The sequence below is a fragment of the Methanoculleus sp. UBA374 genome (assembly GCA_002508705.1).
Classification (GTDB): Archaea; Halobacteriota; Methanomicrobia; order Methanomicrobiales; family Methanoculleaceae; genus Methanoculleus; species Methanoculleus palmolei.
In genome coordinates this window covers 1-26,900 of sequence record DAYL01000012.1, presented here as the reverse complement: position 1 = coordinate 26,900, position 26,900 = coordinate 1, and the positions used below count along the sequence as shown (strand labels likewise).

General features: G+C 60.4%; 23 protein-coding genes. 10 read left to right on the top strand and 13 right to left on the bottom strand.

Going from position 1 to position 26,900, the window contains the following annotated elements:
* Positions 1 to 456: 456 nt before the first annotated feature.
* Complete coding sequence (locus BRA42_RS03215; protein WP_292405008.1) at positions 457 to 1,710, bottom strand: tRNA(Ile)(2)-agmatinylcytidine synthase; 1,254 nt, start codon at positions 1,708 to 1,710, stop codon at positions 457 to 459.
* Positions 1,711 to 1,757: 47 nt separating this feature from the next.
* On the opposite strand from BRA42_RS03215, the gene BRA42_RS03210 reads away from it, so the two are divergent.
* The 5 genes from BRA42_RS03210 (at position 1,758) to BRA42_RS03190 (ending at position 10,720) form a co-directional block, all read left to right on the top strand.
* Positions 1,758 to 2,678, top strand: coding sequence for a transcriptional regulator (locus BRA42_RS03210; protein ID WP_292405005.1), 921 nt, complete (start codon positions 1,758 to 1,760; stop codon positions 2,676 to 2,678).
* 57 nt (positions 2,679 to 2,735) lie between these two features.
* Positions 2,736 to 4,400 carry a thermosome subunit alpha gene (gene thsA, locus BRA42_RS03205; protein WP_292405001.1) on the top strand — a complete coding sequence of 555 codons (1,665 nt, stop codon included), beginning with the start codon at positions 2,736 to 2,738 and terminating at the stop codon, positions 4,398 to 4,400.
* A 463-nt stretch (positions 4,401 to 4,863) separates the two neighbouring features.
* Positions 4,864 to 6,762, top strand: a complete 1,899-nt coding sequence (locus BRA42_RS03200; protein WP_292404999.1) for a sensor histidine kinase — start codon at positions 4,864 to 4,866, stop codon at positions 6,760 to 6,762.
* A 50-nt stretch (positions 6,763 to 6,812) separates the two neighbouring features.
* Entirely contained in the window at positions 6,813 to 8,651 is a 1,839-nt protein-coding gene (locus BRA42_RS03195; protein WP_292404996.1) for a sensor histidine kinase, read from the top strand.
* A 188-nt stretch (positions 8,652 to 8,839) separates the two neighbouring features.
* Entirely contained in the window at positions 8,840 to 10,720 is a 1,881-nt protein-coding gene (locus BRA42_RS03190) for a HAMP domain-containing sensor histidine kinase (protein ID WP_342771782.1), read from the top strand.
* Positions 10,721 to 10,733: 13 nt separating this feature from the next.
* Here BRA42_RS03190 and BRA42_RS03185 read toward each other — a convergent pair whose 3' ends face one another.
* The 7 genes from BRA42_RS03185 to BRA42_RS03155 form a co-directional block, all read right to left on the bottom strand.
* Positions 10,734 to 10,928 (bottom strand): YwbE family protein, encoded by a 195-nt coding sequence (locus BRA42_RS03185; protein WP_342770679.1) that lies wholly within the window; start codon positions 10,926 to 10,928, stop codon positions 10,734 to 10,736.
* Between the two features lie 12 nt (positions 10,929 to 10,940).
* On the bottom strand, positions 10,941 to 12,467 hold the full coding sequence (gene lysS / locus BRA42_RS03180) for a lysine--tRNA ligase (protein ID WP_292404987.1): 1,527 nt from the start codon (positions 12,465 to 12,467) through the stop codon (positions 10,941 to 10,943).
* 184 nt (positions 12,468 to 12,651) lie between these two features.
* Positions 12,652 to 13,227, bottom strand: a complete 576-nt coding sequence (locus tag BRA42_RS03175; RefSeq protein WP_342772082.1) for a hypothetical protein — start codon at positions 13,225 to 13,227, stop codon at positions 12,652 to 12,654.
* 7 nt (positions 13,228 to 13,234) lie between these two features.
* The gene (locus tag BRA42_RS03170; protein ID WP_342686264.1) at positions 13,235 to 13,513 is read right to left on the bottom strand and encodes a hypothetical protein; all 279 of its coding nucleotides are present in this window, start codon (positions 13,511 to 13,513) and stop codon (positions 13,235 to 13,237) included.
* A gap of 322 nt (positions 13,514 to 13,835) precedes the next feature.
* Positions 13,836 to 14,525, bottom strand: coding sequence for a hypothetical protein (locus BRA42_RS03165; protein WP_342770774.1), 690 nt, complete (start codon positions 14,523 to 14,525; stop codon positions 13,836 to 13,838).
* A gap of 567 nt (positions 14,526 to 15,092) precedes the next feature.
* Positions 15,093 to 15,689 (bottom strand): hypothetical protein, encoded by a 597-nt coding sequence (locus BRA42_RS03160; RefSeq protein WP_342770773.1) that lies wholly within the window; start codon positions 15,687 to 15,689, stop codon positions 15,093 to 15,095.
* 29 nt (positions 15,690 to 15,718) lie between these two features.
* On the bottom strand, positions 15,719 to 16,879 hold the full coding sequence (locus tag BRA42_RS03155) for a hypothetical protein (protein WP_342770772.1): 1,161 nt from the start codon (positions 16,877 to 16,879) through the stop codon (positions 15,719 to 15,721).
* A 771-nt stretch (positions 16,880 to 17,650) separates the two neighbouring features.
* Here BRA42_RS03155 and udg point away from each other — a divergent pair.
* Positions 17,651 to 18,280, top strand: a complete 630-nt coding sequence (gene udg / locus BRA42_RS03150) for a type-4 uracil-DNA glycosylase (protein ID WP_292408207.1) — start codon at positions 17,651 to 17,653, stop codon at positions 18,278 to 18,280.
* The gene (locus BRA42_RS03145; RefSeq protein ID WP_292408205.1) at positions 18,277 to 18,708 is read left to right on the top strand and encodes a bis(5'-nucleosyl)-tetraphosphatase; all 432 of its coding nucleotides are present in this window, start codon (positions 18,277 to 18,279) and stop codon (positions 18,706 to 18,708) included. Before udg ends, BRA42_RS03145 begins: the two co-directional genes overlap by 4 nt.
* A 14-nt stretch (positions 18,709 to 18,722) precedes the next feature.
* Here the strand turns inward: BRA42_RS03145 and BRA42_RS03140 are convergent, their stop codons facing one another.
* The 4 genes from BRA42_RS03140 to BRA42_RS03125 are packed head-to-tail and all read right to left on the bottom strand — an operon-like array spanning position 18,723 to position 22,201.
* Positions 18,723 to 19,055 carry a DUF1622 domain-containing protein gene (locus BRA42_RS03140; RefSeq protein ID WP_292408202.1) on the bottom strand — a complete coding sequence of 111 codons (333 nt, stop codon included), beginning with the start codon at positions 19,053 to 19,055 and terminating at the stop codon, positions 18,723 to 18,725.
* A 42-nt stretch (positions 19,056 to 19,097) separates the two neighbouring features.
* A complete protein-coding gene (locus BRA42_RS03135; RefSeq protein WP_292408199.1) occupies positions 19,098 to 19,868 on the bottom strand; it encodes an ABC transporter ATP-binding protein in 771 nt (256 codons plus the stop codon).
* On the bottom strand, positions 19,865 to 20,980 hold the full coding sequence (locus BRA42_RS03130) for a FecCD family ABC transporter permease (RefSeq protein ID WP_292408195.1): 1,116 nt from the start codon (positions 20,978 to 20,980) through the stop codon (positions 19,865 to 19,867). The genes BRA42_RS03135 and BRA42_RS03130 overlap by 4 nt, the downstream gene beginning before the upstream one ends.
* A 51-nt stretch (positions 20,981 to 21,031) precedes the next feature.
* Positions 21,032 to 22,201 (bottom strand): iron ABC transporter substrate-binding protein, encoded by a 1,170-nt coding sequence (locus tag BRA42_RS03125; RefSeq protein ID WP_292408192.1) that lies wholly within the window; start codon positions 22,199 to 22,201, stop codon positions 21,032 to 21,034.
* A gap of 182 nt (positions 22,202 to 22,383) precedes the next feature.
* Here BRA42_RS03125 and BRA42_RS03120 point away from each other — a divergent pair, with 182 nt between their 5' ends.
* From BRA42_RS03120 to BRA42_RS03110, 3 genes are all read left to right on the top strand, one after another.
* Positions 22,384 to 24,483, top strand: coding sequence for an acetate--CoA ligase family protein (locus BRA42_RS03120; RefSeq protein WP_342771102.1), 2,100 nt, complete (start codon positions 22,384 to 22,386; stop codon positions 24,481 to 24,483).
* A gap of 103 nt (positions 24,484 to 24,586) precedes the next feature.
* Positions 24,587 to 25,957 carry an MBL fold metallo-hydrolase gene (locus BRA42_RS03115; protein WP_342772081.1) on the top strand — a complete coding sequence of 457 codons (1,371 nt, stop codon included), beginning with the start codon at positions 24,587 to 24,589 and terminating at the stop codon, positions 25,955 to 25,957.
* A gap of 198 nt (positions 25,958 to 26,155) precedes the next feature.
* The gene (locus BRA42_RS03110) at positions 26,156 to 26,293 is read left to right on the top strand and encodes a hypothetical protein (RefSeq protein WP_292408184.1); all 138 of its coding nucleotides are present in this window, start codon (positions 26,156 to 26,158) and stop codon (positions 26,291 to 26,293) included.
* A gap of 121 nt (positions 26,294 to 26,414) precedes the next feature.
* On the opposite strand, the gene BRA42_RS03105 is transcribed toward BRA42_RS03110, so the two are convergent.
* A complete protein-coding gene (locus tag BRA42_RS03105) occupies positions 26,415 to 26,615 on the bottom strand; it encodes a helix-turn-helix domain-containing protein (RefSeq protein WP_292408219.1) in 201 nt (66 codons plus the stop codon).
* Positions 26,616 to 26,900: the final 285 nt, after the last annotated feature.

The window sequence follows — 26,900 nt, the reverse complement described above, 5'->3', positions numbered from 1 at the left end:
CCGGGGTGCACCTTTGCCTGCACTCTCGCATCTCCCCTGAAAGATCGTCGTCCGAAAACCGGAGACCACGAAAAAAAGAATTGTTGCGGAGACCCGGTTGTCGGGTCCCCGCTGCCAGACAGGGGATGACTGGTTGTCCGACACGGGATGATCCCGCTCGTCCCGCCGTGTCGGGGGTCCGGAGAACCGGACCATCTCTTTATAGAGCGGACTTCCGGGCCGAAAACGAAGAGAACATCCCGGGGTTATCTTCGTTTCGCTCCGTGCATGCTCGGCCGCGAATCGTTACAGACCGCCGCTCCACTCCGTTTGCCCGGGGCCGGCACCGTCCGCGGGCGGACGGGTCGAAGCATGGCTGCCTTCGCCGCTGATAGTCGGCACGGGATCACCAGTGATTTGTTAACACACAAACATTATAAATCTTTTTTTGTAAAGTCCGTTTAATTGACGACGGAATCATTCCCGGTTCGATTGGCGCATGCTCTCCTCCCACACGGGGACACCACGTACCAGCGGCCGGGCAAGGTGCCGGCGAGCGGTCGGCGGGACCTCATACCATCCGGGCCGGAGCAGTCGCTCCACCCGCTCGACCTCCGGCTCCCGGCTGCGAGCTCCGCAGACCCGGCATTTGTAGCCTTTTCGGGTTCCCGCGCTCGTCATCCTTTTTGCGCAGGCGGGGCAGATCGGTGGGCGGATGCGGAGAGCGTCCGCAAGGCGGGAGATTCCGAGTTTCTCGAGGTTGAGGCTCCCGCCTTTGTAACTCCCGGTTACGGCCACCATATCGCCCGGGACGAGTTCCCTGACAACATCCCGGAACCCCTTGGTCGGTTCGTAGGCCATACAGCGAACCTCCTCTCCATCGTCGGCAAGGAGGAGCGAGACGTGGCCGCCTGGCCCGGTGACCGGGGGTTTCGCGACCGTGCCGCGCACCAGATACGACCGCCCCTCGCGGAGTTTTCCGGCCGTCCCCGGGACAAGGTGGGCGTCCGTCCCCTGGTTGGTGGTATAGACCTGTTCGCAGGCCGGTTCCTCGGAGCGCACATGGGAGCGTGCTTCCCGGACAGCGGCCGGACTCTCCCCCCGGATGCCGAAGAGGACCGGGTCGGGCGTGTGGGGCGCGCAGACCACCACGTTGTTCTCCCGGTCCACGGTGTCCCAGGTATGGGGGTAGGTCTCCTCCTCGGCGCAAAAGAGGCTCCTCGCGTCAACCTGCCGGAGGGTGCCCCATCTCTCCCGCTTCCGGTAGACGAGCAGTTCGTAGGTCCGGTCGGGAAATTCGCTCGCAATCGCCGCCGTTGCACCGATAAGGCCGCGCCGGTTCTTGTAGCCCCGGTAGCGGGCCCCGACCGAGTCGAGCACCCCTATGGCCTCGTCCACGGTGCAGAAGTCCCGGAGCGCCGCGTAATAGAAATCCTGAGGCGGCCGGATGCGGGAGACCACCACGCCCGGGTTGGTTCCGGCGGCGCCGAACTCCGCGAGTGCTTCCACACAGGTGCAGGCAAGTGCAAACGCCGCCTCCGTGTCCCCCTCGGCTTCGATGGCGATCGCTGCGTTCCCCCGGGTCTTGTGAATGACGTTCGGGTTCAGCCTGACCAGCCGGGTATCGAGAATGCGCATCCCTGCGTGTTCGAGTTGCTGCACCAGAATTGCCCCGATATAGGTGGTGCACATCCCTGCAGGGGAATCCGTATCGTCGATCCCGATCCACATAACCCTATCATTTATATCGTTCTCCGGCTATATCGGTTCTTAGGAATATGTCACAGGATCGCCTTCCTCAGATGGTCATCAGCATCATGCTCCTCGCCGGTTTCGATGTCTCGGAGCGGTGCAATATCCGTCCGCGGAGTTTCGACCTCCTCGCGAAGAAAGGCGACATCCTCGTCATAATCAAAGTTGCTTCCCACATCGACAGTGTGAGCGCCGATATCGCCTGGGACCTCAACCAGATCGCCCGCTACCTTCAGGCCACTCCTCTCATCGTCGGTGAACGGGCACGCGGCGCGGACCTTGAGCGGGGCGTTGTCTACATCCGCTACGGGCTCTTTGCCCTCAGCCCGGAATCGCTCTACGATTACTTCGCGGAAGGGCTTTCGCCGATGGTTTATGCCTCTCCCGGCGGCCTCTACGTGAAGATCAAGGGCGACCTCCTGCGGGAGGTGCGGGAGCGTTCCCGGATGTCGCTCGGGGACCTCGCGTCGCACCTCGGGGTCTCCCGCCGGGCCATCAGCAAATACGAAAGCGGGATGGGGACCACGCTCGATGTCGCGATACGACTTGAGGAACTCTTCGGCGCCCAGCTCGTCGAGATGATAGAGCTCGTCGGCTATCGTTCGCCCGAGCCCGGGCCTGAGGTGCCCCCGGAGTCTGCGACCGGCGACGTCCTCGTCGACCTCGAACGTATGGGAATGGAGATCCACGCGATGCGGCAGGCTCCGTTCCAGGCGCTGGCGCTCTTTGACAAACATACAATCCTGACGGCATACGGCACCTCCCAGAAGATTGCAAAGCGCGCTTCCCTCATCGGCAACATCTCGCATCTCACGAAGACATTTGCAATGTGCGTCGTCACGGATTACAAAAAACAGAAAAAAATCGGCAAAACCCTTCTTATCGGCGAAGAGCATCTTCACACCATGGAAGACGGCTCAGAACTCATAGATATGATTAATGAGTGAGTAGTTTTATATAGAACTACAAACCTACCTTTCTATCGCTTAAGAACGGTGATACCTATGTCTAGTCTTGGAGGACAACCAATCCTTATTCTGAAAGAGGGTAGCCAGCGTACCCGTGGTCGTGACGCACAGTCAGGCAACATTGCCGCCGCAAAGGCCGTCGCCAGCGCTGTACGGACAACGCTCGGCCCTAAGGGCATGGACAAGATGCTCGTCGATACCATCGGCGACGTCGTTATCACGAACGATGGCGTGACCATCCTGAAAGAGATGGATATCGAGCACCCGGCCGCGAAGATGATGGTCGAGATCGCCAAGACCCAGGATGATGAGGTCGGCGACGGGACCACGACGGCAGTGGTGATCGCAGGCGAGCTCCTGAAGCGGGCTGAGGAACTCCTCGACCAGGACGTGCACCCCACGGTCATCGCCCACGGTTACCGCGTCGCCGCCGATAAGGCCCAGGAGATCCTCGACAATATCGCCGTCGACGTCAAACCCGACGACATGGTGATGCTCCAGAAACTTGCCGACACCGCCATGACCGGCAAGGGCGCCGAGGCAGCGAAGGAGAAACTCACCGAGCTTGTCGTCAAGGCAATCACGATGGTCGCTGATCCCGACGGCACCGTCGACACCGACTTCGTGAAGGTCGAGAAGAAGGTCGGCGGGTCTATCGAGGAGTCCGAGATCGTCGAAGGCATGATCATCGACAAGGAGCGCGTTCACCCCGCCATGCCCCGCGTCGTCAAGGACGCAAAGATCCTGCTTCTGAACGCCGCCGTCGAGTTCAAGAAGACCGAGGTTGACGCCGAGATCAGCATAACGAGTCCCGACCAGCTCCAGATGTTCCTTGACGAAGAAGAGCGGATGATCAAGGGCATCGTCGACAAGATCGTCGCCAGCGGTGCAAACGTCCTCTTCTGTCAGAAGGGTATCGACGACATCGCCCAGCATTACCTCGCGAAGGCAGGCATTCTTGCCGTGCGGCGTGTCAAGAAGAGCGACATGGAGAAACTCGCCCGCGCCACCGGGGGCGCGATCGTCAGCTCCATCGATGCCATCGCCTCCGAAGAACTCGGTAAAGCGGGCAACGTCGAGGAGAAGAAGGTCTCCGGAGAAGAGATGATCTTCGTCACCGGATGCGAGAATCCGAAGGCGGTCTCGATCATCATCCGCGGCGGCACCGAGCACGTCGTCGACGAGCTCGACCGTGCTATTGAGGATGCTCTCAGGGTCGTCAGTGTTGCCGTCGAGGACCGGAAATTCGTTGCCGGCGGCGGTGCACCTGAGATCGAGCTCTCGCTCCGGCTCCGCGACTACGCCGCCACCGTCGGCGGACGCGCTCAGCTCGCCATCGAGGCGTTTGCGAACGCGCTTGAGATCATCCCGAGAACGCTTGCCGAGAACGCCGGCCTCGACCCGATCGACATGCTTGTCGCCCTCCGCGCATCCCACGAGAAGGGTGGCGCGAACGCGAAATACATGGGACTTGACGTCTTCAACGCCGTCTCTGGAAACATGCTCGAAGCCGGTGTCGTCGAACCCCTGCGGGTCAAGACTCAGGCTGTCTCCAGCGCTGCCGAGGCCGCCGTCATGATCCTGCGGATTGACGACGTTATCGCCGCATCCAAGGCCGCCGTACCTGCGGGTGGCCCGGGCGCCGAAGAGATGGGCGGTATGGGTGGCATGGGCGGTATGGGCGGCATGCCCCCGATGTAAAATCACCGTGTCATCCGAACGATACGTCCGGGGCCGACCTACGGCCCCGCCATTCTCTGTTTTTCGTCATCTCGCGGGACTTCGGTATCCCTGGCATTCGGTTTCCCGGGAGGCATAATTATGGCAGATTTCTGCCCTTCCGTTTCGGTTGTCCTGTAACTTCTCTGTCGGGAGCGAGCGTCAGACTGCAGCAGTATATTGCCCCCGCTCGCTATCGTTCATGTTTCAAAGCCGTTCCCGGCCTCCCGCAGGGCACGGTGGCGGTGGTCCCGGCATCCATTTGCCGGAGATGGATTTTTGGCCTAAAAACCTGTTTATTCCTGGTTTTGTGGCTTTTTTGGACCTGGATTGTTTTGGGACATCCCTGTTAAAATCGGTCATGTTAAATAACCCCAAGCCGACTCACCTTTGGGAAGTTATTCTGGCCGGGAGATTGACCACATATGGAAACGGGGATGTCTGAGTGACAGCAGGCAAACAGGCTCGGCCGTCTCCGGCACTCTCGCTCGAGGTCTACCTGTTGCTTGCCATGCTGCTCACGATGGGGACCGTCATCTGCCTGATCTCGGTAGTCGATTTCCGGGGGATCACGCAGGAACTCAAGGAGAATGCCGGGGAGTTCCAGGACCAGACCGAGTCCGGCGTTGTCCTCTCGGTGACTCTTGTTGACGCAGGGTTGAAGCTCTTCGACGATACGTTAAATCAACGAATGAAGACAGGGTTCGACCTGGTCCTTGCCGAATACGAACGGGCGGGAGGAGACCCGGCGGCGATGGACCTTTCCCGGGTCAAGGGGGAACTCGGGGGTGAGATGGACGTCTACGTCATCAACGCCCGAGGCGTCGTCGAGTACACCACCTACCCTCCGGACCTCGGCCTCGATTTCAGTAAAATTCCCTATTTCTACGACCGGATCACGGAAATTCGGCTTGGCGATGCGTTTGTGGCGGATCGAGTCGTCTCCACCATCTCCACCGGCGAACTCCGGAAGTATGCCTATATGCCCTCTCCCGACCACCGTTACCTCTTCGAGATCGGCCTTGCAGAGTCGAAATTTCGGGAGTACCGCACGGCGCTGAATTACGGGGACGCAGTCCGGGAACTGGTGAACCTGGACCCGGGGATCCAGGAGATCCGGATCTTTAACTGTCTGGGGACACGGATCGTCGGTGAAGCGCACCCCGATGATGACTACAGCCTGGCTATGGTCCAGCGGGCGTACCGGGAGAGGGGCACGTTCGAGGTGGAGAACGCTACCGCAGGCGAGCTGACCCGGTACGTCTTCGTCGATCTGATGGACATCGATTATCCGTCGGACCCGAGTCTGGTTGTTGAACTGACCTACAACACGAGGGCCACCGAGGCAAAACTTGTCGAAATATTCGGGCAGCATATGAGCGCCCTGTTCATCGCGATCCTCTGTATCGGCTGCTTCTCGGTCCTTGCCACGCACCACCTGACGCGGCCGCTCCACACCCTCGTCGAGGACGTTGATGCTGTCGCCCGCGTCAACCTGGATCACCCGATTCGGGTGGGCGGCGCTGAGGAGTTCGTGCTCCTCGGAGAGAGCATATCGGCGATGGTTGCATCCTTAAAGGAGACCCTCCGGAAACTCCGGGAATCGGAGGGGGAGATCGTCCGGCACAGCCATGCCCTCGAAGAACTGGTCCGGGAGCGGACAGCCGATCTTGCGGAGTCCAACCGGCTGACCACCCTCTATCTGGACATCATAGGGCATGACATCAACAACGCCAACAACACTGCAAGCCTCTACGCGGAAATGCTGGAGGCCGACCTTGCGGGAGAGCCTGAGGCTGAGTTGCTCAGGAAAGCGAGAATGGGGCTTACAAAGAGCATCGAGATCGTACGCAACGTCAACACCATTCAGTATATCCAGGGAGGTGCACGGTCGCTCAGGCCGATCGACCTCGATCCGCTCATCAGGCGCGAGATCGAGCGGTCTCCCGGTTCCCGGATAACCTATAGCGGAACTACGGCCGTCATCTTCGCCGACGACCTCCTCTCCGAAGTCTTTGCGAACCTTTTCGGAAACGCCGTGAAGTTCGGCGGCCCTGAGGTCGAGATTACCGTCCGGGTTGAGGAGCACGGGGAAGATGTCCTGGTTTCGGTCGAAGATACCGGGCCCGGGATCCCTGATGCCGTAAAGCCGCAACTTTTTGAGCGGCTGCACCGGGGAACGCATGGAATGGCTGGAACCGGGCTCGGCCTCTACATCTGCCGGATGCTTGTATCACGTTACGACGGGGCGATCCGGGCTGACGACCGGGTCCCTGGCAGTCCTGAGCTGGGTGCAGCCATCCGCTTTACGCTCAGGCAGGTCAAATCGGGGGGCGATGGATAACGGCGGCGGGCGGCAACGGTGGGAGGCCCCACCGTTTCAGCATACATCTCATGCTCACCATGATCCTGATCGTGCTCCCGGTTATCGGGCTTACCTCGATCCAGGACTATCAGCAGGTTACAGACGCGTTAATCGCCGAAGAAGGCCTGCTTCGGGAGCAGACGGAGAAGGGTGTCGTTCAATCGATAACGTATGTTGATGCGGGGTTGAAACTCTTCGACGATACGCTGGACCGGCGGATGGAGGAGGGGTTCAGTCCGGTCCTTGCCGAGTACGAACGGGCGGGAAGAGACCCGGCGGCAATGGACCTTTCCCGGGTCAAGGAGGAGCTCGGGGGGGATATGGATGTTTACGTCATCAATGACTCGGGTGTCATCGAGTACACCACCTACCTTCCGGACCTTGGTCTTGATTTTCGGAAGATACCCTACTTCTACAACCGGATTACGGATGTCCGGCTCGGCGATGCGTTTGCGGCGGATCGGGTCGTGGTAGAGCCGGCGGGCGGCGTGTTGCGGAAGTACGCATACATGCCCTCCCCCGATCACCGCTACCTCTTCGAGCTCGGGCTCGTCTGTAGTTCGACCGGGGCCGATCGGTTCGATCCCAAGTATCAGACCCTCAAAGAGAACCTGATGCGGTTGAACCCGTCGCTTGCAGAGATCCGGATCTTTGACTGCTACGGGAGGCCCGTCAACGTGACCGACTCGGAGAGCCCGACGGACCCTGTCGCAATAAACGCCATTGCCCTGGCGGTCTATGAAGAAAAACGGGAGCGAACGTTGGCCGATACAGCGAAAGGGCGGTTCACCCGCTACATCCTCGTCGATCTCTCCACTCCCGACAGCCTCTCGGACGTGAGCCGGGTCGTCGAGCTCTCCTATACTACCGCTCCTCTTGATGCCCGGCTTGCGGAGATGCGGTTTAACCACGCCCTTCTCGCGGTCATCGCTGGCCTCGCCGCCTGCTGCATTGCGTATCAGGTCTCACGGCAGATCACCCGTTCCGTACAATTGATCGTCGACGACGTCAACATCATCGCCCGCGGAGACCTCGATCACCGGATCCGGGTATCCGTCGGGACCGAATTTGTCCACCTCTCAGAGAGCATCGAGACCCTGGTCGATTCCCTGAAAGAGCATATCCGGCGTCTCCGTGCGTCGGAGGAGGCGTTACGGCAGTACGGCACCCACCTTGAGGATCTGGTCCGGGAACGGACGGCCGCGCTTGAGGAGTCCAACCAGGCGGCAACCCTCTTTCTGGACATCATGGTCCACGACATCAACAACGCAAACACCATCGCTATAGGGTATACACGCCTCCTCGTCGATGCACTCACGGGGGAGCGGCAGGAGATGGCTAAGAAGATGCTCTCCCGGCTTGAACGGGGTTCCGGGATCATCGGGAGCGTGGCGACGCTCCAGAGAGCGAGGGAGAGCCGGGCAGCCCTGACCCGGGTAGACCTCGACCGGGTGATCCGGACACAGATGGAAGACCACCCTGCGGTCCGGATCCGATACGAGGGCCGCCCGGTCACCGTCCTCGCTGACGACCTCCTCTCCGAAGTCTTTGCAAATCTTTTCGGAAACGCCGTGAAATTCGGCGGTCCTGAGGTCGAGATTACCGTCCGGGTCGAGGAGCGCGGAGAGGGGGTCCTGGTCTCGGTCGAGGATACCGGACCTGGGATCGCTGATGCGGTGAAGGCGTCGCTTTTCGGGCGCTTCCGGAAGGGAGAGGGGGCGCTTGCCGGAGCCGGGCTCGGGCTCTACATCTGTCGGATGCTCGTTGAGCGTTACGGCGGAACGATCCGGGTGGACGACCGTGTCCCCGGCAGCCCTGAACTGGGTACAGTCATTCGCTTCTCGCTTGTGAAGGCGCCGGCGGAGTAGCGGCCGCTCGATCCGTTTGCCCTCCTGATCGCGAAGATTTAAGATTGGGTGACATCTCCCTAAATGACCTCTGTCAGGGTACCCCATTTAATGGGGATGAACACAATCCGGGGTAGCGGCCCGACCTTGCGCAACTCCGCCGGTCGGTCGGCCGCATGTCCCCTCCTCTCTCGCATGACCGCGTGCTTATGATGAGTGATCGCAGACCCGATCGGGACGAACGGCCGTTTACATCCACCCTTATCGTAGCTATCCTCCTCATCGTCATCCCCGCCATCAGCCTTCTCTCGGCTTACGACTATATTCAGGCCGAGGAGAGGATGACCTCCGATCTCAACACCCTGCAGATCGTCACCGAAAAGAGCATTCGGGAATCGGTTACGGACATAGACACCGGTCTCAAACTCTTTGACGATTCCCTCAACGAAAGGCTGCAGGATGGGTTTTCACTTTTTCTGCGGGAGTACGAGCGGGCGGGAAGGGACCCGTCGAGGATGGATCTGACCGCACTTAAAGGGCAACTCAGGGGCGAGATGGACCTCTACGTCATCAACGAGTCGGGGGTGATCGAGTACACCACCTATTCCCCCGACCGCGGTCTCGATTTCAGGAATGTTCCGGGCTTCCATGCCGAGATCACCCGGATGCGCCTCGGGGACGACTTCTCTCCCGACCGTGTGGTCTATGAGCCCGCAACCGGGCTGGTCCGGAAGTACGCTTATATGCCCACCCCGGATCACCGTTATCTCCTTGAACTCGGGTTCGTGCCGGATGCGTTCGCGGCGGAGCGGGACCGGCTGCGTTCACAGGAGAGCATGCAGGAGTATATTGCCTTAAACCCATACCTCGAATCGATCCGTGTTTATGACATCTTCGGAAATGCTGTTGGGGAGACTGGCGAGCCTCCCGGTCCCGAAACACGGGACCTCGTCACCGGGACAATCGTCCCCGGCCGGAAAGATTACGAGGTGCAGGACCGGGAGAACGGGAGACAGATCCGCTACCTCTTCGTCGACCTGAAAGACCCGGATTATCCATCGGACCCGAGCGTCGTTGTTGAACTCACCTACAATATGGACCTCATACAGAGTCAGCTTGACCGGGTGCTCTATTACCGTGCTGCCGTTGCCGTCCTTGCCATTGTTTTTTGCAGCGGGATCATCTTCTTCGCGGCCCGCCGCCTCACCCGTCCCCTGGAGGAGATCGTCGACGACGTCGATGCTATTGCACAGGGGGACCTCGACCATACGATCCGGGTCTCGGCGACACGCGAGGTGATGCAACTCGAACGGAGCATCAACACGATGGTTGCGGGCCTTAAAGCAGGAATTGAAAGGCTCAAGGAGTCGGAAGAGACGATCCGCGAGTACAGCGAGAACCTGGAGGAGCAGGTCGACGCGCGTACGGCGGAACTGCAGAACTCGACCGAGAAGGCAAACCTCTATCTGGATATCATGACACACGATATCAAGAACGCCACCAACACTGCCGGTCTTTATACGGACCTCCTCATGGAGGAACTCGAGGGGGAACCCCGGAGTTATATCGAGAAGGTGCACAACAGCCTCGGAAAGAGCGTCGAGATCATCCGGAACGTCAATACCATCAGGCAGATCCGGGAAGAGGCCGCCGTTCTTGAACCGGTCGCTCTCGACCCCGTTATCCGGGCGGAGATCGAGCACTATCCGGATGTGCGGATCACCTACGCAGGAACGGACGCCCGGGTGATGGGGGACGACCTCCTCTGTGAGATCTTCACCAACCTCATCGGCAACGCGGAGAAGTTTGCCGGACCCCGGGGGCGGATCGCCGTCCGGGTCGAGGAGCGGGGGACGGAGGTCGAGGTCTCGGTCGAGGATAACGGTCCGGGCATCCCCGACGCGATGAAACCGGACCTTTTCAATCGATTCAGCGGCGGGGGCGGCGAGAAGAGTGGTCGGGGCCTCGGGCTCTACATCTGCCGGATGCTCGTTGAACGTTACGGTGGTAGGGTCCGGGCGGACGATCGGGTTCCCGGCCGCCCGGGGTGCGGCGCGGCGATCCGGTTTACGCTCCGGAAGGCCGATTGAGGGCCGGCGTGCCTCACCCGACGATCTCCTGCACCCGCCCGACCCTCCCGTCCTGGAGCCACACCTTGATCCCGTGCGGGTGAAAGGAGGAGTTCGTCAGGATCTCGGCGACAACGCCCCGGGTGCGTTTCCCGGTCCGCTGGTCGCGTTTGAGCACGATATCAACCGTCATACCGGGATGAATGGCGGCCCGGTTCTGTCCGTTCATTGCCGTGAGCGGTCACTCTTCCCCGTTGTTCTGCCCGGGTTCCGGCTCGTTCTGGCCCGGGGAGGCGGTCTTCATCTGGGGGAAGAGGAGGATTTCTTTGATGGATTCTTTGCCGGTGAGAAGCATTACCAGGCGGTCGATGCCGATCCCGACGCCGCCGGTGGGGGGCATCCCGTAGCCGAGCGCGTTGATGAAGTCGTAGTCGATCATCTGCGCTTCAAGGTCGCCCCGGCGGCGTTTGGCGTCCTGCGCTTCGAGCCGGGCCTTCTGGTCGAGGGGGTCGTTCAACTCCGAGAAGCCGTTCGCCATCTCCATCCCGGCGATGAAGAGTTCGAACCGCTCCGTCAGCCCCTCTTTCTCCCGGTGCTTCTTTGCAAGCGGCGAGTTCTCGATCGGGAAGTCGTAGACGAACGTCGGCTGGATAAGGTGCTTCTCGCCGAAATGATCGAAGAAGAGCGCCAGGAATTCGCCCCGGGTCGCGGCGCTCTCAGAGCCTTCGACGCAGTGCGCGAGACCGAACGCACGGAGTTCTTCGACGCTGTGAGCGTGGATGTCGATCCCGGCGTACTCCCGCACCGCTTCCTCCATGGTGAGCCGGCGCCAGGGACGGGCGAAGTCCAGGTCGTGCCCGGCAAACGAGCACGTAATCTTCCCGTGCACCTCCTCTACGAGGTAGGAGAAGATGCCCTCGGTGAGGTCCATCATGTCGTTGTAGTCGCGGTAGGCCTCGTAGATCTCCACCATCGAGAACTCGGGGTTGTGGTTGGTGTCGATGTCCTCGTTCCTGAAGTTTTTCGCGATCTCAAAGACTTTGTCGAAGCCGCCGACGACAAGACGCTTGAGGTAGAGTTCCGGCGCGATCCGGAGGTAGAGTTTCTGGTCGAGGGCGTGATGGTGGGTGGTGAACGGCCGGGCGTTTGCGCCGCCGTAGATCGGCTGCAGGGTGGGGGTCTCGAACTCCAGGTAGTCCCGTTCGAAGAGGAACTGGCGCAGGAGCGATATGATCCTGCTCCGGGTCCGGAACGTCTCGCGGCTATCCTCATTCATAATAAGATCGAGGTAGCGCTGCCGGTAGCGCGCCTCGACGTTCTTGAGCCCGTGAAACTTCTCGGGAAGGGGGCAGATCGACTTCGTGAGGAGCTCGAACCGGTCGACCCAGATCGTGATCTCCCCCATCTTCGTCCGGAAGACGTGGCCGACGACGCCGACGATGTCCCCGGCGTCGATGTACTGGCGGAAGAGGTCGAACTGTTCCTCGCCGAGGTCGTTCTTCCGGAGGTAGAGCTGGATCTTGCCGTCCGAGTCTCCCATGTCCGCAAAGATCGTCTTGCCGTGCTGGCGGACGACGTAGATGCGACCCGCTGTGCTGACCTCTTCGGCGCTCTTCTCGTGCCCGATCCCGGCGAACCGCTCCCGGATCTCCCTGACGGTATCCTTGCGTTCGAACGTATAGGGGTACGCCGTCACCCCGTGCTCACGCAATTCTTGCAGTTTATCGATCTTTGTTGCGTCAAAACAGAGATTATCCGTATCGCTCATTGTGTAAACCGCTCCTTTTGTCCTGCAGCCTTTAATCGAGCCCCAATCCAGGGTTCGCCGCCGTTCCGTCGAGGCCCGGCTGCATATTCCTCGGGAAATTCTATATAGTGTTCCCCTCCGGTGCTATTAATGGTTGAGTCCGGGTCCGGCGGCGGGGTTCAAGTCGCCCGACCCTTCTATGGTATCACTCCACCCCGTATGAGGGGTAGAGGTAGATGATTGCCGTTTCGTTGTAGACCATCGTCACTCTCTCGTTGCGGTGATCAAAGACATAATACTGGTTCGTGCTCATGTTCTGGTTCTGGTGGTAGTCCTCAGGATAGGGGCCTCGTCCATCCCACCAGAACGGAACGTTGCAGCGCCCTTTGCCGGTCTGCTTCTCCCCTTCGTCCACTTCGATGAAGAACGACGGCGACTCTTCATCGCTCCGGAACTCCACGTCGACATAGGTCCTGGCCGGGTCGACCGAGTACATACCAAAGCCCGTCCTGACCGAGGTGATGTTCCAGCCGTTTTCAAGCAGGACCCCGGCCCGCCGGTCGGTGAGGACGATCACGATCACCTCCGTGACGTTGGCGTCGAAGTTTCTCACCGGGATCGCGGAAGTGTTGATCGGGATCACGATGTCCCCCCGCTCGTAGTGAAGGACCGCCGGGGTAGGCGTGACATTTTCCGGCATACCGGTCTCCGCCGGGTCGGTGCACCCGGCGCCGAACACGAGGAAAGCCAGCGCAAAAAGGAGAAAGGGGGTCTGTTTCATCCTGTCACTACCAATTGAAAGTATTGAGCCGAACCCGTGATGGGTTCTGGATGATCTCCACCTGGCAGTACCGCACGATCTCGGAGGGAACCTCGGTCGAATACCATGGCTCCAGGCTGATGCTCATGGGCGTTCCATAACTCCTGTATTCCATGTCGTAGAAGAGCGTATCGCTTGGCACATCGTTGTTGTCGTCGATATGCCAGCCTTCAAGGGCACAGGCGACGAGGCACCCCGGCTGTGGTTGTATGCAGTTCGATGCCCGCATTCCAGTTTTTCCTTTCACGCGTTCCAACTCCATTTTCAGTCCCCGGAGGCAGGAGAGGCACACATGTTAAGTACCTGGAATGCGTACATTCCCGTTGCCTCCGGGCATGCGGGACGTTCACCCATTCGGGCTCGCTACCTCGCGGGTGGACCCCCGCGCATGTCGGAATACCGATTTTCGATATCCACGATGGAGAGCTCAGGCGTTCTTCTATATACCTTTTCTGTGCTGGGAAGCTAAATGTCGGGCCTTCCGGATCGCTTCCTCACCCAAAACAGGCATCCATGGGCGTGAAAATGGCGCCGCGCCGAACGGTGAAAAACATAAGGCAGGCGTCCCTCTACGTGCAGGGTGCGAGCGGCCTTGCGCCGTCGAGCGAGTAACTCCGGAGCATAAGATCTTCGAGAGTTGCCGTTTGCTCCGGAAGAACGGCCGGTCCGAAAACTCCGTAGTAAACGATGAAGTAGTCATCGTGTCCCGGGGATAGCGGCTTCTCGACAACGGTGAAATAGCCGGATAATGCTTCGCTCTCGAACTTTGTTACGGAAATGGGACTAATGATCGACCCGTCCGGTGATCCGTCGGTCTCTCGAGGGAGGATCAACTCAGCGGAAGCGACGTTCCCTGACGACTGAAGATGACTGCAGAGATCCTCCTCCGCCTGCAGGAGATCCGCACTCTCGTCGAAGTACCAGTTGACGACCAGGTACCGATCATCCGTTCCGGTATCAAGGTACACGGCATGACTGCAGTACCGGGAGAGATCCGGAAACGGGGACGGGCATCCTTCTTCAATATCGTCGATCAGGACGATATCCCCCTCGATCGTTCTATTCACGACGACTGAGCCGTTTTCCGCGTACTCATACCGGGGCTCCGGGATATACCATTTCTGCAGAGCTTCGGGGGGAGGATACCCGGGACCGATCATGAGAAGGTCGAAAAGCAGAAGGGCGCCGGAAGCACCGACGGCTATCAGGAGGAGAACGAGTGCAATTTTGCCGGTTCTGTCGGTTTCCAGGAATTCCATCGGATCTCTCCGTGATAAAGGGGGGAGGTCAGGGTCTCACCCAGGTAGCCATGGCACCCAACCAATCCCCATAGACTCTGTTGCGGATCTGAGTATCCCATGTGTTATGTATGGACACCCAGTCCTCCGTATAGTCGTGGTAGCCAACACAGGCAACGCTGTGATCACCGTAAGGTTCATCTCCCCCTATAGGCGTGCCGCCGCTCCACAGGCTGAGAACAAAGGGCCTCTGTGCATCCACTCACTTTTTACCTCATCAAACGTCATCCAGGCATCGTCGCTTGAATCCATCGAAGAATATCCATGATTCGCGCACACTTCATCGATACCGTCATCAATGTCCCAGGGCCACGTCGAGCCTTCGGGGGTAGTCCCCATTGCCGTAGCAAGTTCCAGAATCAACGGATCTTCTTCCGGAAAATTTGGATATCCATGCTAATGCGATTCCCCCGTTGTTGCAGTTGCACCTACGATAGGTAGCAGCACCGAAGCGGCCAGCAGAAGCATCAGCAATACCGGCCATACTTTTTTGGTGCGCATAATTTCCACGCCTTACACCTCCGATTTTTACCCGGAGGCCGGCAGAGCAATACCTTCAAGGGCGAGCACCACGTCCCCGTCATGGACGACGTAAGTCACGTTATCGACCGTATGCGTGAGGTATCCGGCCGGAACCTCGACGGAAGTCCTCTCGATACGCATGCAGTCGACGTTGACGAGGTAGTCGATCGTCACCTCCCCGTACCTGACGCGGACCGCGGGGTAGCACCCCGGGCCCTCCGGTTCGGCCGCGGCGGATGGCGGACAGACGACAACGACGCCTGCGATCTCGCCCCCGTCTGAAAGGACCCGGCCGACGGCGGCGTCTTCCCGGATGAGGTCAAAGAGCCCGCCGACGGCTTCGACGAACTCTCCGGTCTTTACATACGTCCCGCAGGGCTCGGGTTCGGGACCGGTGCCGTTGTCCGGGGAGGGGTAGGATGCCCGGTACCGCGCGACGATCCCGTCGAGATCGCCGGGCTGCGGTGAGGGTGCGGCCGACGGCGTGACGACGGGTGCACTCGATCCCTCTCCCCTCTGAGAACAGCCTGCTGAAACAAGAGTCAACAGGAGCGCGAAGAACAGTATCCCGGCAAGAAGCGCCTTTTTTTGAATCAGGTTCATCGTTGATAACCTTCTTTTCGTATTTGTCCTTAATTCGCGGTGTGCAATACTACTTCAGTCGGATTGGAGATGAATTCGACATTCAGCCCAGTTAACGGTGCACTCGATGCGATATATCGATACAGATTTACAGATATCGAGTTTCCATTGTTTTTATAAACCATGTCATAAAACCTTGTATCTCCTGGAACATCTGAATTGCCATCAATATTCCATCCTTCCAAAGTCACATCAACCTGAACGTTTGTAGTAGGAACATAATCCGACCATAGAGACATCGCCTCACCTGTAGTAATATCGGATATCTGGATATACCACTGACCGGAGGTGCTACTCCAGTGAAGTTCCCCTTTTAGCGTATCTCCTGTGGAAATGGTGATTCGATCGCTATGAATGTCCTGCATGCCATCTTTTAATGTCCAGCAACATCCCGTCCAGTACTGGCCGGTAATCGGCTGGTTATATTCTAATACTGGCTGTACTATTGCAGTTTCATCGGGTGTACGGATCCCATTAAACAAAAATACCGGTTCCGCGAATTCAGAGGACGGGGGGCACGTTGGAGTTTTCCAGTAGGCATCAAATTGCGTTATCTGTGGAACATTCTTGTACGCATATTCGATCCATCCATTGAAACCACCTACATCCATATACTCGTTCCTCTGAAGACTTTCGTTATACTCACGCGGCTGATCACTCAACACGGTCAGAATTAAATCACCATTATGGAAGACATACGTAACATCGTCTTGGTGGATCACGTGCGATCCAGAGGGGACCTGAGAGACAAATGTTGCAGGTCTAAAGCCACGAGGTGTGGCTACCCTTTTAGCCATAGAATCGACTGCAGATAAAATTTGCTTTCCATCTGAGCTGTAAACCCGCGTAATACCGTCCATTGTGTGATAGATAATCGAGCCGGAAGGGATTTCATGAATTGTCAGATCAGAGGTACCAGAACTTTCCACCGGACTCAGTTCAGCGGTTATGATCACTTGCTCTTGTGAGTAATCTGTCTGAAGTTCAGGTAATTTCATGCCATTAAGATTTACAGTATTTCCTTCCTCAAAGGAAAGGGAAAATAATTCTTCATCCCTCTCATCAAATACCACCGCCGGCACAACCCCCACGCTCACCAGCAGCAGTGCCAGGAGCAGGGAGAATGCCCGAATTCCAGTTTTTCTTTTCATGTGTTTCAACTCCTTCTTCGTTTACCGGAGGCAGGAGAGGCACACGTGTTAAGTACACGGAATGCGTACATCTCATTAGCCTCCGGGCATGCGGGGTTCTATCATCCGGGGCGGCAACCGGGGATGGAGGGACCCCACGAACTTTTGCAGACGCATCATCGAGGCGCCCACACCATGAGATAGACGTCGATTTATTTATTTTTTCTGTCACATTTCCGGACACGTACCCGGGATATCTTCGAAAGTGACCGGGGAGATCACGTCTCCCGGGATGGAGGCGGAGGAGAGAACCAGGTTCATAGTGGAGACACCAACTCTTGTTCGGCAAGCATTCCCGGAGATACGGTAAAGGATGATGCGCCACTCGCTGCTGCCGGGGAGGGAGACCGATGCTGTCCGAGGGCCTGCGCCGTCGCTTCGGCTCTCCCGACCGTAATCCCCAAGACGTACAGCATGGAGACGGTTGTCACAACCGGGTGAGGGGCAGTCAAGTATCCCTCCCATGTCGATGATCGCGTATGACGGGTAAAGATAGAGGATTGTCGTTTCGTTACAGATTTTCACTATCCACGATGGAGAGCTCAGGCGTTCTTCTATATACCTTTTCTGTGCCGGGAAGTTACATGTCGGGCCTTTCAGATCGCTTCTTCACTCAAAATAGGTCTCCATGGGCGTAAAAATGGTGCCGCTGCCTGCGGCGTGCCGTGCATGCCGCCGTCCGCAAAACACAATGCATAAGAAGGTTATACGCGTTATCGTCAATAGTTGGGCATGGTAGAGGAAACGGGAAGAGAGGTAGCGATGGAGAGGCTTGCCGCCGTTATCGGCGAGTGCCGGAAGTGTCCCCTCTTTGAGGACGCGCATCACGCGGTCCCGGGCGAGGGGGCAGTCGGGGCCGACCTCATGCTCATCGGCGAAGCGCCGGGGAAGCAGGAAGACCTCACCGGGAGGCCGTTTGTGGGACGGGCGGGAAAACTCCTCGAGTGTCTCCTTTCCGGGATCGGCCTCTCGCGGGACGATGTCTTCATCGCCAACATCGTCAAGCACCGGCCTCCCGGAAACCGCGACCCAGAGGACGAGGAGATCCGGGCCTGCACCCCCTACCTCGAGGAGCAGATCCGGATCGTCGGGCCGAAGGTGATCGTGATGCTGGGCCGGCACTCGAGCAGGTATATCCTCTCCTTCCTGCCCGTGGAGTTCGACCGGATCACGGAGATCCGGGGGACCGTCTACCCGGCGGTCCTCTTCGGTCACCCGGTCCGCCTCATCCCCACCCTCCACCCCGCCGCCGCGCTCTACAACCCGGCATACCGGGAGGCCCTGGAAGAGGATTTCCGGGTCGCCGGGCGCGAACTTGCGGAAGGCCGGGGGGCCCGCGATACAGGACTGAAAGGACAATGACGAGAGAGAGATCGTGCGGAGCGGTTGTTTTCCGGCGGGATACGGACCTCCAGTACCTCCTCCTGCAGTATGGGGCCGGGCACTGGGACCTGGTGAAGGGACACGGCAAGCGCGGCGAGAGCGAGGAAGAGACCGTGCTCCGCGAACTTGCAGAGGAGACCGGGATCACCCGTGCAGCGTTCATTCCGGGGTTCCGGGAAGAGATCCACTACTTCTTCCAGCGCCGGGGGCGGACGGTCTACAAGGAGGTCGTTTATTACCTGATCGAGACCCCGGAGAAGGAGGTGACGCTCTCGGACGAGCACGTCGCCTATCGGTGGCTCCCGCACGACGAAGCACTCCGGGTGATCACCTTCGGGAACTCGAAGAAGGTCGTCGACAAGGCGCACGCCTACCTCACGGCGTTGCAGAACCAGAAGCGCGGGTAACCCCCCGCTCTTCCTCACATCTTTCGGTCCTCCGGAAGTTCGCTCACCTCTTTTCCGAGAAAATAACTCACGACGGTCCGGATTGCGACGAGCGACCCGAGGACGGCCAGGTCCTGGAGCGTCGGCTCAAGGATCGTCTTCAAGACGTCGGCGGCGACGAAGAACTCGAGGCCGATCAGGATGCGCGTGGTGAACACCCACCGGATGTCGTGGTAACTCCGCTCTCTGATGCGGGTCTCCCGCGCCACGAGTTCGACGATCGCGATTACCGCCCCGTAGACGATGAAGAGCGCTCCGAACGTCCCGAGAGCCAGCCCGGCGATCTCGATAACCGTCGCTAGCACCATATGCCCGGCTGGCATATCGGTGACGGCGGACCTATATATATTTCACAGGGCGCTCTCCGGTGCCAGGGGAACGACGACCCGGAACCCGTTGTAGCGCTCGACCGTGACCGGGACGCCGTAGACCGCCTCGATGGTCTCCGGCGTCACCACATCGTGGCCTCCGGCGGCGTGGATGACGCCGTCCTTTAAGAGGATGAACCGGTCGGCGTAGCGGAGCGCCATGTTCAGGTCGTGCATCGTCATCACCGCGGCGACGTCGTGCTCTTCCGCCACGCGCCGGACGATCCCGAGGATCTCCAGCTGGTTCCGGAGGTCGAGGCTGCTTGTGGGTTCGTCCAGGAGGAGCACCCGGGGCTCCTGCACCAGCGCCCGGGCGATGCTCACTTTCTGGAGTTCTCCGCCGCTCATCTCGTCGATATATCGCAGCGTCAGGTCCTCGAGGCGGAGCATCCGGATGGCTGATTCGACGACCTTGAGGTCCGCATCCGTTACGTTCCACCCGATATGCGGCCGCCGGCCGAGGAGGACGGCGTCGAAGACGGTCATCCTGCCCGCTTCGCACCGTTGCGGAACGTAGCCCACGTTCCGCGCGATCTCCATCCGATCCGTCCTGAGGAGGTCCGTTCCGTCGACAAGGACGGACCCGGCCCCCGGCCGCAGGATGGCGTTCATGCACTTTAAGAGCGTCGTCTTCCCGACGCCGTTCGGCCCGAGGATCGCGAGGACCTGGTGCGGTTCGAGATCGAACGTGATCTCCCGGATGACCGGAGCGCTCCGGTAGGTGAAGGCCACGCCGTCGACCTCCAGGATCATCGCCGATACCCCACGAGAAGCAGATAGATGAAGACCGGAGCGCCGAGGAACGCCGTGAGCACGGCGACCGGGAGGATGTAGGGCGCGACGATGACCCGGGCGACCGTGTCCGAGGCGAGGAGGAGGATTCCTCCCATGACGCAGGAGCCCGGGACCAGAAACCGCTGGTCGTCGCCGATGATCCTTCGGACCATGTGCGGGCAGACAAGCCCTACAAAGCCGATGACCCCGAGGAACGAGACGATCACGGCGGATACGAGCGCCGCGACGACCATACCGACGTTGCGCACCGTCTCAACGCTGACGCCGAGCCCCTTTGCCGTCTCGTCGCCGGCATCGATAGCGTTGTAGTTCCACCGGTTCGCGAAGAAGAAGACGCTGGCTCCGACAACGACGAGAGTCATGATCCCGAGTTCCTGCCAGGAGGCCCGGCTGACGTCGCCGAACGTCCAGAAGACGACGGCGGCAAGCTGGGTGTCGTCGGCGAAGTACTGGAGGAACATCGTCCCTGCCGTGAAGAGGGAGGAGATGGCGACGCCGGCGAGCACCATCACCTCAGGGGACGCCCCGCGCACCCGGGAGATCGCGAGGATCACCCCGGTGGCAAGGAGGCAGAAGATGAATGCCACGATCGTCGTCAGGTAGGGGTTGTTGAGGGTGACGGCGTCGGCAACCGTCGAGTGCATCTCTCCCGTGCCGAGGAGGATGACCGAGACGGCCGCACCGAAGGCGCCGGCGTTCGAGATGCCGAGCGTAAACGGCGACCCGAGCGGGTTTCTGAGGATCGACTGCATGGCGACCCCGGCAACCGAGAGCCCGACCCCGGCGACGATTGCGGCAAGCGCCTGCGGGAGACGGATATTCCAGACGATCCGGTCCGTGCTCGACACTTCGGGAAGCGGCAGCCCCGGGTGGAGAAACGCAGTTATCCGGTCGACGGAACCGTTCACGAGGGAGAGAAAGACGTCGTACGGAGGGACGCCGGCCGCACCGACCGAGATGGATACGATCAGGAGGAGAAAGAGGAGGAGGACCCCCCCGAGGATCCAGAGGTGCTTCTTCCGCACGTATCCCATGTAATCCGCCGGGATGGCCCCGCCTGCAAAGTGCATGCCGTCATACCCTCCTGTTCACGTTCGGACTCTCCCCGCATTGCGCCCTGCTTACAGCGTGATCCCGGTGAACCCGAGGTTCCCGTACTGGCCGTTCAGGTCGCTGAAGACCGGTTTGCCGAGGAAGAAGGTGTAGATCTCGTCCGCCTTCTCTGTCGGATCGACGTCGGCAAACCGGTCGGGGTACAGGGTCTTCCCGATGAAGTAGGCGTCGGCAAGCACGGTCTCGTAGTTCGTGCTGTAGAAGTTGTACGGGAGGACACCGTAGACCCGGCCGTTCTTCGACGCGGAGAGGCCCTGCAGCGCGGCATCGTTCTTCAGTTCGCCGATCGCCCCGCCGCCTTCCATCTGGGTGGTGCCGACGTCGATGAAGATGTACTCGGGGTCCCAGTCGACGATGGCCTCTTTTGCGACATCGGCGTGGGCCGTACCGAGGCCGGCTGCGACGTTCTTCGCGTGCACCCAGAGGAACGGCGGATAGGCCGGTTCGGTTGAGATGATCCCGTGGGCGCCTGCCGAGGAGATGCCGCCGACGTAAACCGCCTTCTGCTCTTCCTCGGGGATGTCGCCGGTCCGGCGCTCAAGGTCGGCCATCGTCTCCTTGATGTAGGCGATCACCTCTTCGGCCCGGTCTTCTTTTCCGAGGACCTGGCCCATCGTGCGGAGGCCGCCGTACATCTCGGCTTTCTCGGCGTCGTTTCTGAGCGAACCGTACGGGAACGCCACGACGGGGATGCCCGTCTTCTCCTGGAGTTTGTCGGCCTCGGCGGCACTCGTTCCGTACGCCGTTCCGCTCGAACCGGTCTTGAAGATGAGTTGCGGGTTGACCGCAAGGATCTTCTCGGGGTCGTCCTTGCCCCTGAACTCACCGATCAGGGGGAGGTCCTTGAACTGCGACCCATAGGCGAGAGCGTAAGGGCGGCCTTCTATCGCCTGCTCCTTCTTCTCGATGTCGTCGACGCCGACGACGAGGTCCTGGCCCTGCAGGTAGACGAGGTAGCGGAGGCACCCCGAGCCCGAGCAGACAACGCTCTCCAGGGGCGCGGGGACGGTGACGTTCCGGCCGAAGCCGTCGGTGATCGAGGCCGTCCGGTTGGTGTCGCCCGGAGCGACGGTCGGACCGGTGGTTCCGGTGCCGGTACACCCGGCGGCGATCATCAGCAGAACGAGGGCAGCGACCATGGCGGCCGCGAGCGATCCGGTGTAGCGGAATGGTGACATACCTGTACAAATACTCGTAACATTGTTTATTATATCTGTCGAATTGGGAAACACTCGATATGATTTAACTCTCATTCGTAGCATCATATACAGGCGAGCCCGTTTCCGGAGCCGGACAATTATTATGAGCGGTCGAACCAATCCCGTGTACAGGGACACCGGCATACCGTGAGGAGGAATACGTGCCCGAGAGGATGTTAACCGAACCCGAAGGCTATCGCCTGCTGGACTCGTGCGGGATACCCGTGCCGCCCCACCGCCTGGTCGCCAGCGCCGCCGATGCGCGGGCTGCCGCCGGGGAGATGGGCTACCCCGTCGTCATGAAGGTCGTCTCGCCGGAGATCGTCCACAAGAGCGATGTCGGCGGGGTGATCCCCGGGGTCGAGGGGCCCGGGGAGGCCGAAGAGGCTTTCCGGACCATCATGAGGAACAGCGCCGCCCGCGCTCCCCGGGCGGCCGTCACCGGTGTCATTGTCGAGAAGCAGATGCCCGCGGGGCTCGAGGTGCTGATCGGGGGAAAGACCGATCCGTCGTTTGGCAGGGTTATCACGTTCGGCCTCGGCGGGAAACTGGTGGAACTCCTGGAGGACGTTTCCATCCGGGTGCTGCCCATCACGGACGATGAGATTCGCGAGATGATCCGCGAGATCGAGGGCTACCGACTCATCTCGGGATACCGCGGGGAGCCCCCGAAGGACGAAGAGGCGCTTGTCCGGGTCATCGCCGCAATGGCGCGCACCTTCGCCGAAAACCCCGGAATCCGGGAGTTCGACCTCAACCCGGTGATCGTCTACGAAAAGGGGGCGAGCGTCGTCGACGCGAGGATCATCGTCGGGGATGCCGCCGGGGTCGGGACCGCCCGCGAGAGCGTCGGGGCGCCCCCGGACCTCTTCTTCCCGAAGTCCATTGCGGTGATCGGCGCCTCCGCAAGCCCGAACAAGGTGGGTTACTCCGTCCTGCGGAACCTGCTCTCCTTTCCCGGGAGCCTCTATCCGGTCAACCCGGTCCGGAGCGAGATCTTCGGGCGGAAGGTCTACCCCTCCGTTACGGAGATCCCGGGTCCGGTCGACTGGGCGGTCATCGCCGTGCCGGCCCGCTTCGTCCCCGGGGTGATGGAGGAATGCGGGGAGAAAGGGGTCCGGCTCGCAATCATCGTCACCGCCGGATTTCGGGAGACCGGCGGCGCCGGTGCCGAACTCGAGGAGAGAGTAGCGGCGATAGCGCGCCGCTACGGGACCCGGATCATCGGCCCGAACTGCCTCGGGGTCATGATGCCTCATATGGGGATCAACGCCACATTCGACCCGGTCTCGCCGAAACCGGGAGACGTTGCCTTCATCTCCCAGAGCGGTGCGGTCATCACTACCGTCGTCGACTGGAGCCTTCCGGAGGAGTTCGGGTTCTCAAGCGTCATCAGCGTCGGCAACCAGGCGGACCTCGGGTTCGAGCACTACCTCCGGTTCGCCGAGCAGGACCGAATGACCCGGTCCATCACCCTCTATATCGAGGAGATCCAGGACGGGCGCGGGTTTATGCAGATGGCGCGCGAGGTCGTCGGGAGGAAGCCGGTGGTCGCGGTGAAGTCCGGGTCGTCCCGGAAGGGCAGGGCTGCGGCATCGTCCCATACCGGGTCGCTTGCCGGGAGTTACGACGTCTACGTCGCGGCGTTCCGGCAGGCGGGGATGATCCCGGTCCGGAGCCTGCGGGACGCCTTCAACCTGGCCGAACTCCTGGCGTTCGGGGGTTACCCGCAGGGAGGACGCGCGATCGCCGTCACCAGTGCGGGGGGGTTCGCCGTCCTCGCCTCCGACTACGCCGAGACCCACGGTGTCGAGATGGTCGACCTCCCCGACGACGTGCTCCGCGAACTCGATGCGTTCCTCCCTCCGTTCTGGAACCACGCAAACCCCCTGGACATCCTCGGAGACGCCGACGCCGCCCGGTTCGCCGCCCTCTTCGACGTGCTGATCCGGCACCAGGATTTCTGGGATATTGCGTTCGTGATCGCGGTGCCGACCACGCTCATCGACCCGGCGCATGTTGCGAACGAGATCGTCCGGTTCTCCCGGAACACGGGGAAGATGGTGGTGGGCTGCATGCTCGGCGGCGACAGTATCCGAAGCGGCCTGCGCGTCCTCCGGACCTGCCGGGTCCCGAACTTCGAGGAGCTTGAGGATGCGTTCAAGGCGGTGGGAAGCATCCTTGCGATCCGGACCGCACGGGCGGCAGGCGAGCGGCCCGTTCCCGTCCGCGACGACCGGTGTTCGGGCGCCCGGGAGTAGCGCCCCTTTCTCCCCGGTTCCCGGAAATCTTTTATATCTCTCATCCACATCCCGGCCGTATCGGAACGGGAAGCGGAACCTGTTCTCCGGGAGATGAATGCCGATGCTGTTTGAGAAGATTAAGTCCGAGATCCTTGCTCACAACTCCTACATCGTCGGGGCGGGCGGGGAGGCGGCGGTCATCGATCCGAGACGCGACTGCCGGATCTACGCGAGCGCCGCCGGGCGCGAGAACATGAAGATCACAAAGATCTTTGAGACGCACAAAAACGAGGATTATATCTGCGGCTCCCGGGAGCTCGCCCGCCCGACCGGGGCGGAGATCCTCCACGGGTCGCGGGAGGCGTTCGGGTTCGGCACCGCTGTTCGGGAAGGGGAGACCTTCAGGGTCGGGCCGCTCGAGATCGAGGTCCTGGAGACGCCCGGCCACACGGCGGAGAGCATATCGCTTCTCCTCCGCGACCGGTCCGTCTCCGACGACCCGCTGATGATCTTTACCGGCGACGCACTCTTTGCCGGCGAGGTCGGGAGGACCGATCTTGCCGGCGAGGACCGGCGGCGGGAGATGTCCGAGTTCCTCTATGCAAGCCTGCACGAGAAGATCCTCCCTCTTCCCGCCGGGGTGATCGTCTGCCCCGCCCACGGCGCCGGCTCGGTCTGCGGCGGGAATATCAGCGACCGGGAGTACACGACCATCGGATACGAAGCGGCGACAAACCGGCTGCTCTCGATGGATGAGGAAGCGTTCGTCGAGTATAAGATGGGTGAACAACTCTACGAGCCGCCGTATTTTGAGATGATGCACCGGCTCAACAGGGACGGCCCGCCCCTCATCTACAGCCTGCCGTACCTGCGTGCCTACTCGGCCCGGGAGGTCCGCTCTCTCCTGGAGCGGGGAGCACAGATCGTCGATATCCGGTCCCCGACGAGTTTTGCCGGCGGACATATCCCGGGAACCATCAACATCTGGCGCGGGGGGCTCCCCCTCTACATGGGCTACTACCTGAACTACGAGGACCCGATCGTCCTCGTGGACGATTTCAATCTGGACCTGGGCCCTGTGATGCGCCACTTCGTCCGGCTCGGTTACGACAACATCGCGGGATACCTTTCCGGGGGGTTTGCCGCCTGGTTCAAGCAGGGCGAGCGGATGGAGAGGACCGGCACCTGGTCTCCTTCCGACCTCGCGGAGCACCTGGACGATCCTTCGGTGTATATTCTCGACGTGCGCGAAATCGGCCACCGGGAGAAGGAGGGCCACATCCTGGGCTCCCACCACATCTACGTCGGATACCTGGAAGACCACCTCGCGGAGGTCCCGGGGGAGAAACAGGTCGTCGTTCACTGCGATGCCGGGTTCAAAGGAAGCCTTGCGGCAAGCATTCTCCAGAAACACGGTTTCGGGCACGTCATCAACCTGCTCGGCGGCACCATCGGCTGGGAGGCGGCGAACTACCCGCTGGTTAAGGCGTGATCTCGCTTCAGGGTCTCCGGGTATCTCCATAGCGGCCGGCGGGATTGAACCGCCCGTTGCCGGGGTAAGAGGGTGGGGGGAGTCTCCCTCTTCATTCTTCCGGGGGTCAGATCGGAAATCTGACGTCAAACGGGGCGAAGGTACGTGCCGGTTTTGGGAGGGGTTATATGGTTTCTGCAGGGTACAGGGATTCTCCGGGTGCGCCCTCTACTCTGCGTCGCGACCTGCGAAGAGATTGTCGGCCAATCCCCGTTCCCGGCGGCGACGGTAGCCATCGCTTTCATTATCGGGACGATTGTCGTTGTCGTAAGTGTGAAGCGCGGCAGAACGCCCTGAGAAGCAGGTGGAGCGCCATACCGGAAAGCGAGAGGTATAACCTGCCGCCCGGCAGCCCTGCCCGGATGACACGTTCCCGGGCGCACCAGCCGATTGGTCTTGCCCGCCTGCAAGATCCGGACTATATTCGCGTGCCTTCCTCGATAATCCTGACATAATCCACAAACATGTACTGTTTATATCGTTCTTTCCCGGTAATCTCCTCCACGATTCCAATCTTCTCGAATTTACCCACGAGGTTGGTTGCGGCCTGACGGCTGATCCGCAACTCCTCCGCCACCTGCCCTATCGTGATGATGGGGCGGTCAAAGAGCGTATCGATCAGTTTTATCGCGTGAACTACCCCGCCCTCAAGGGCGGGGCTTCCTGTTTCATCCCCCTCCCCAGCGGGAGCGAGTCCACAGGCTCGTCGGTGCGTTCCGCACCTGAAACCCAGAAGTCATCCTAAAAGTTTCCAGCGGCTGACGATTCCTATAGTTCAGAGCATTCTGTCGCCTCCCCGCGAAAAATTGAGTGTTCTCTGGCGTCAAACCTGAAATACGGCTCCACTCTGGGTATCGCCACGCGGGGAACGACTGCCGACACGGCTGTGGTTCGAGACACACGA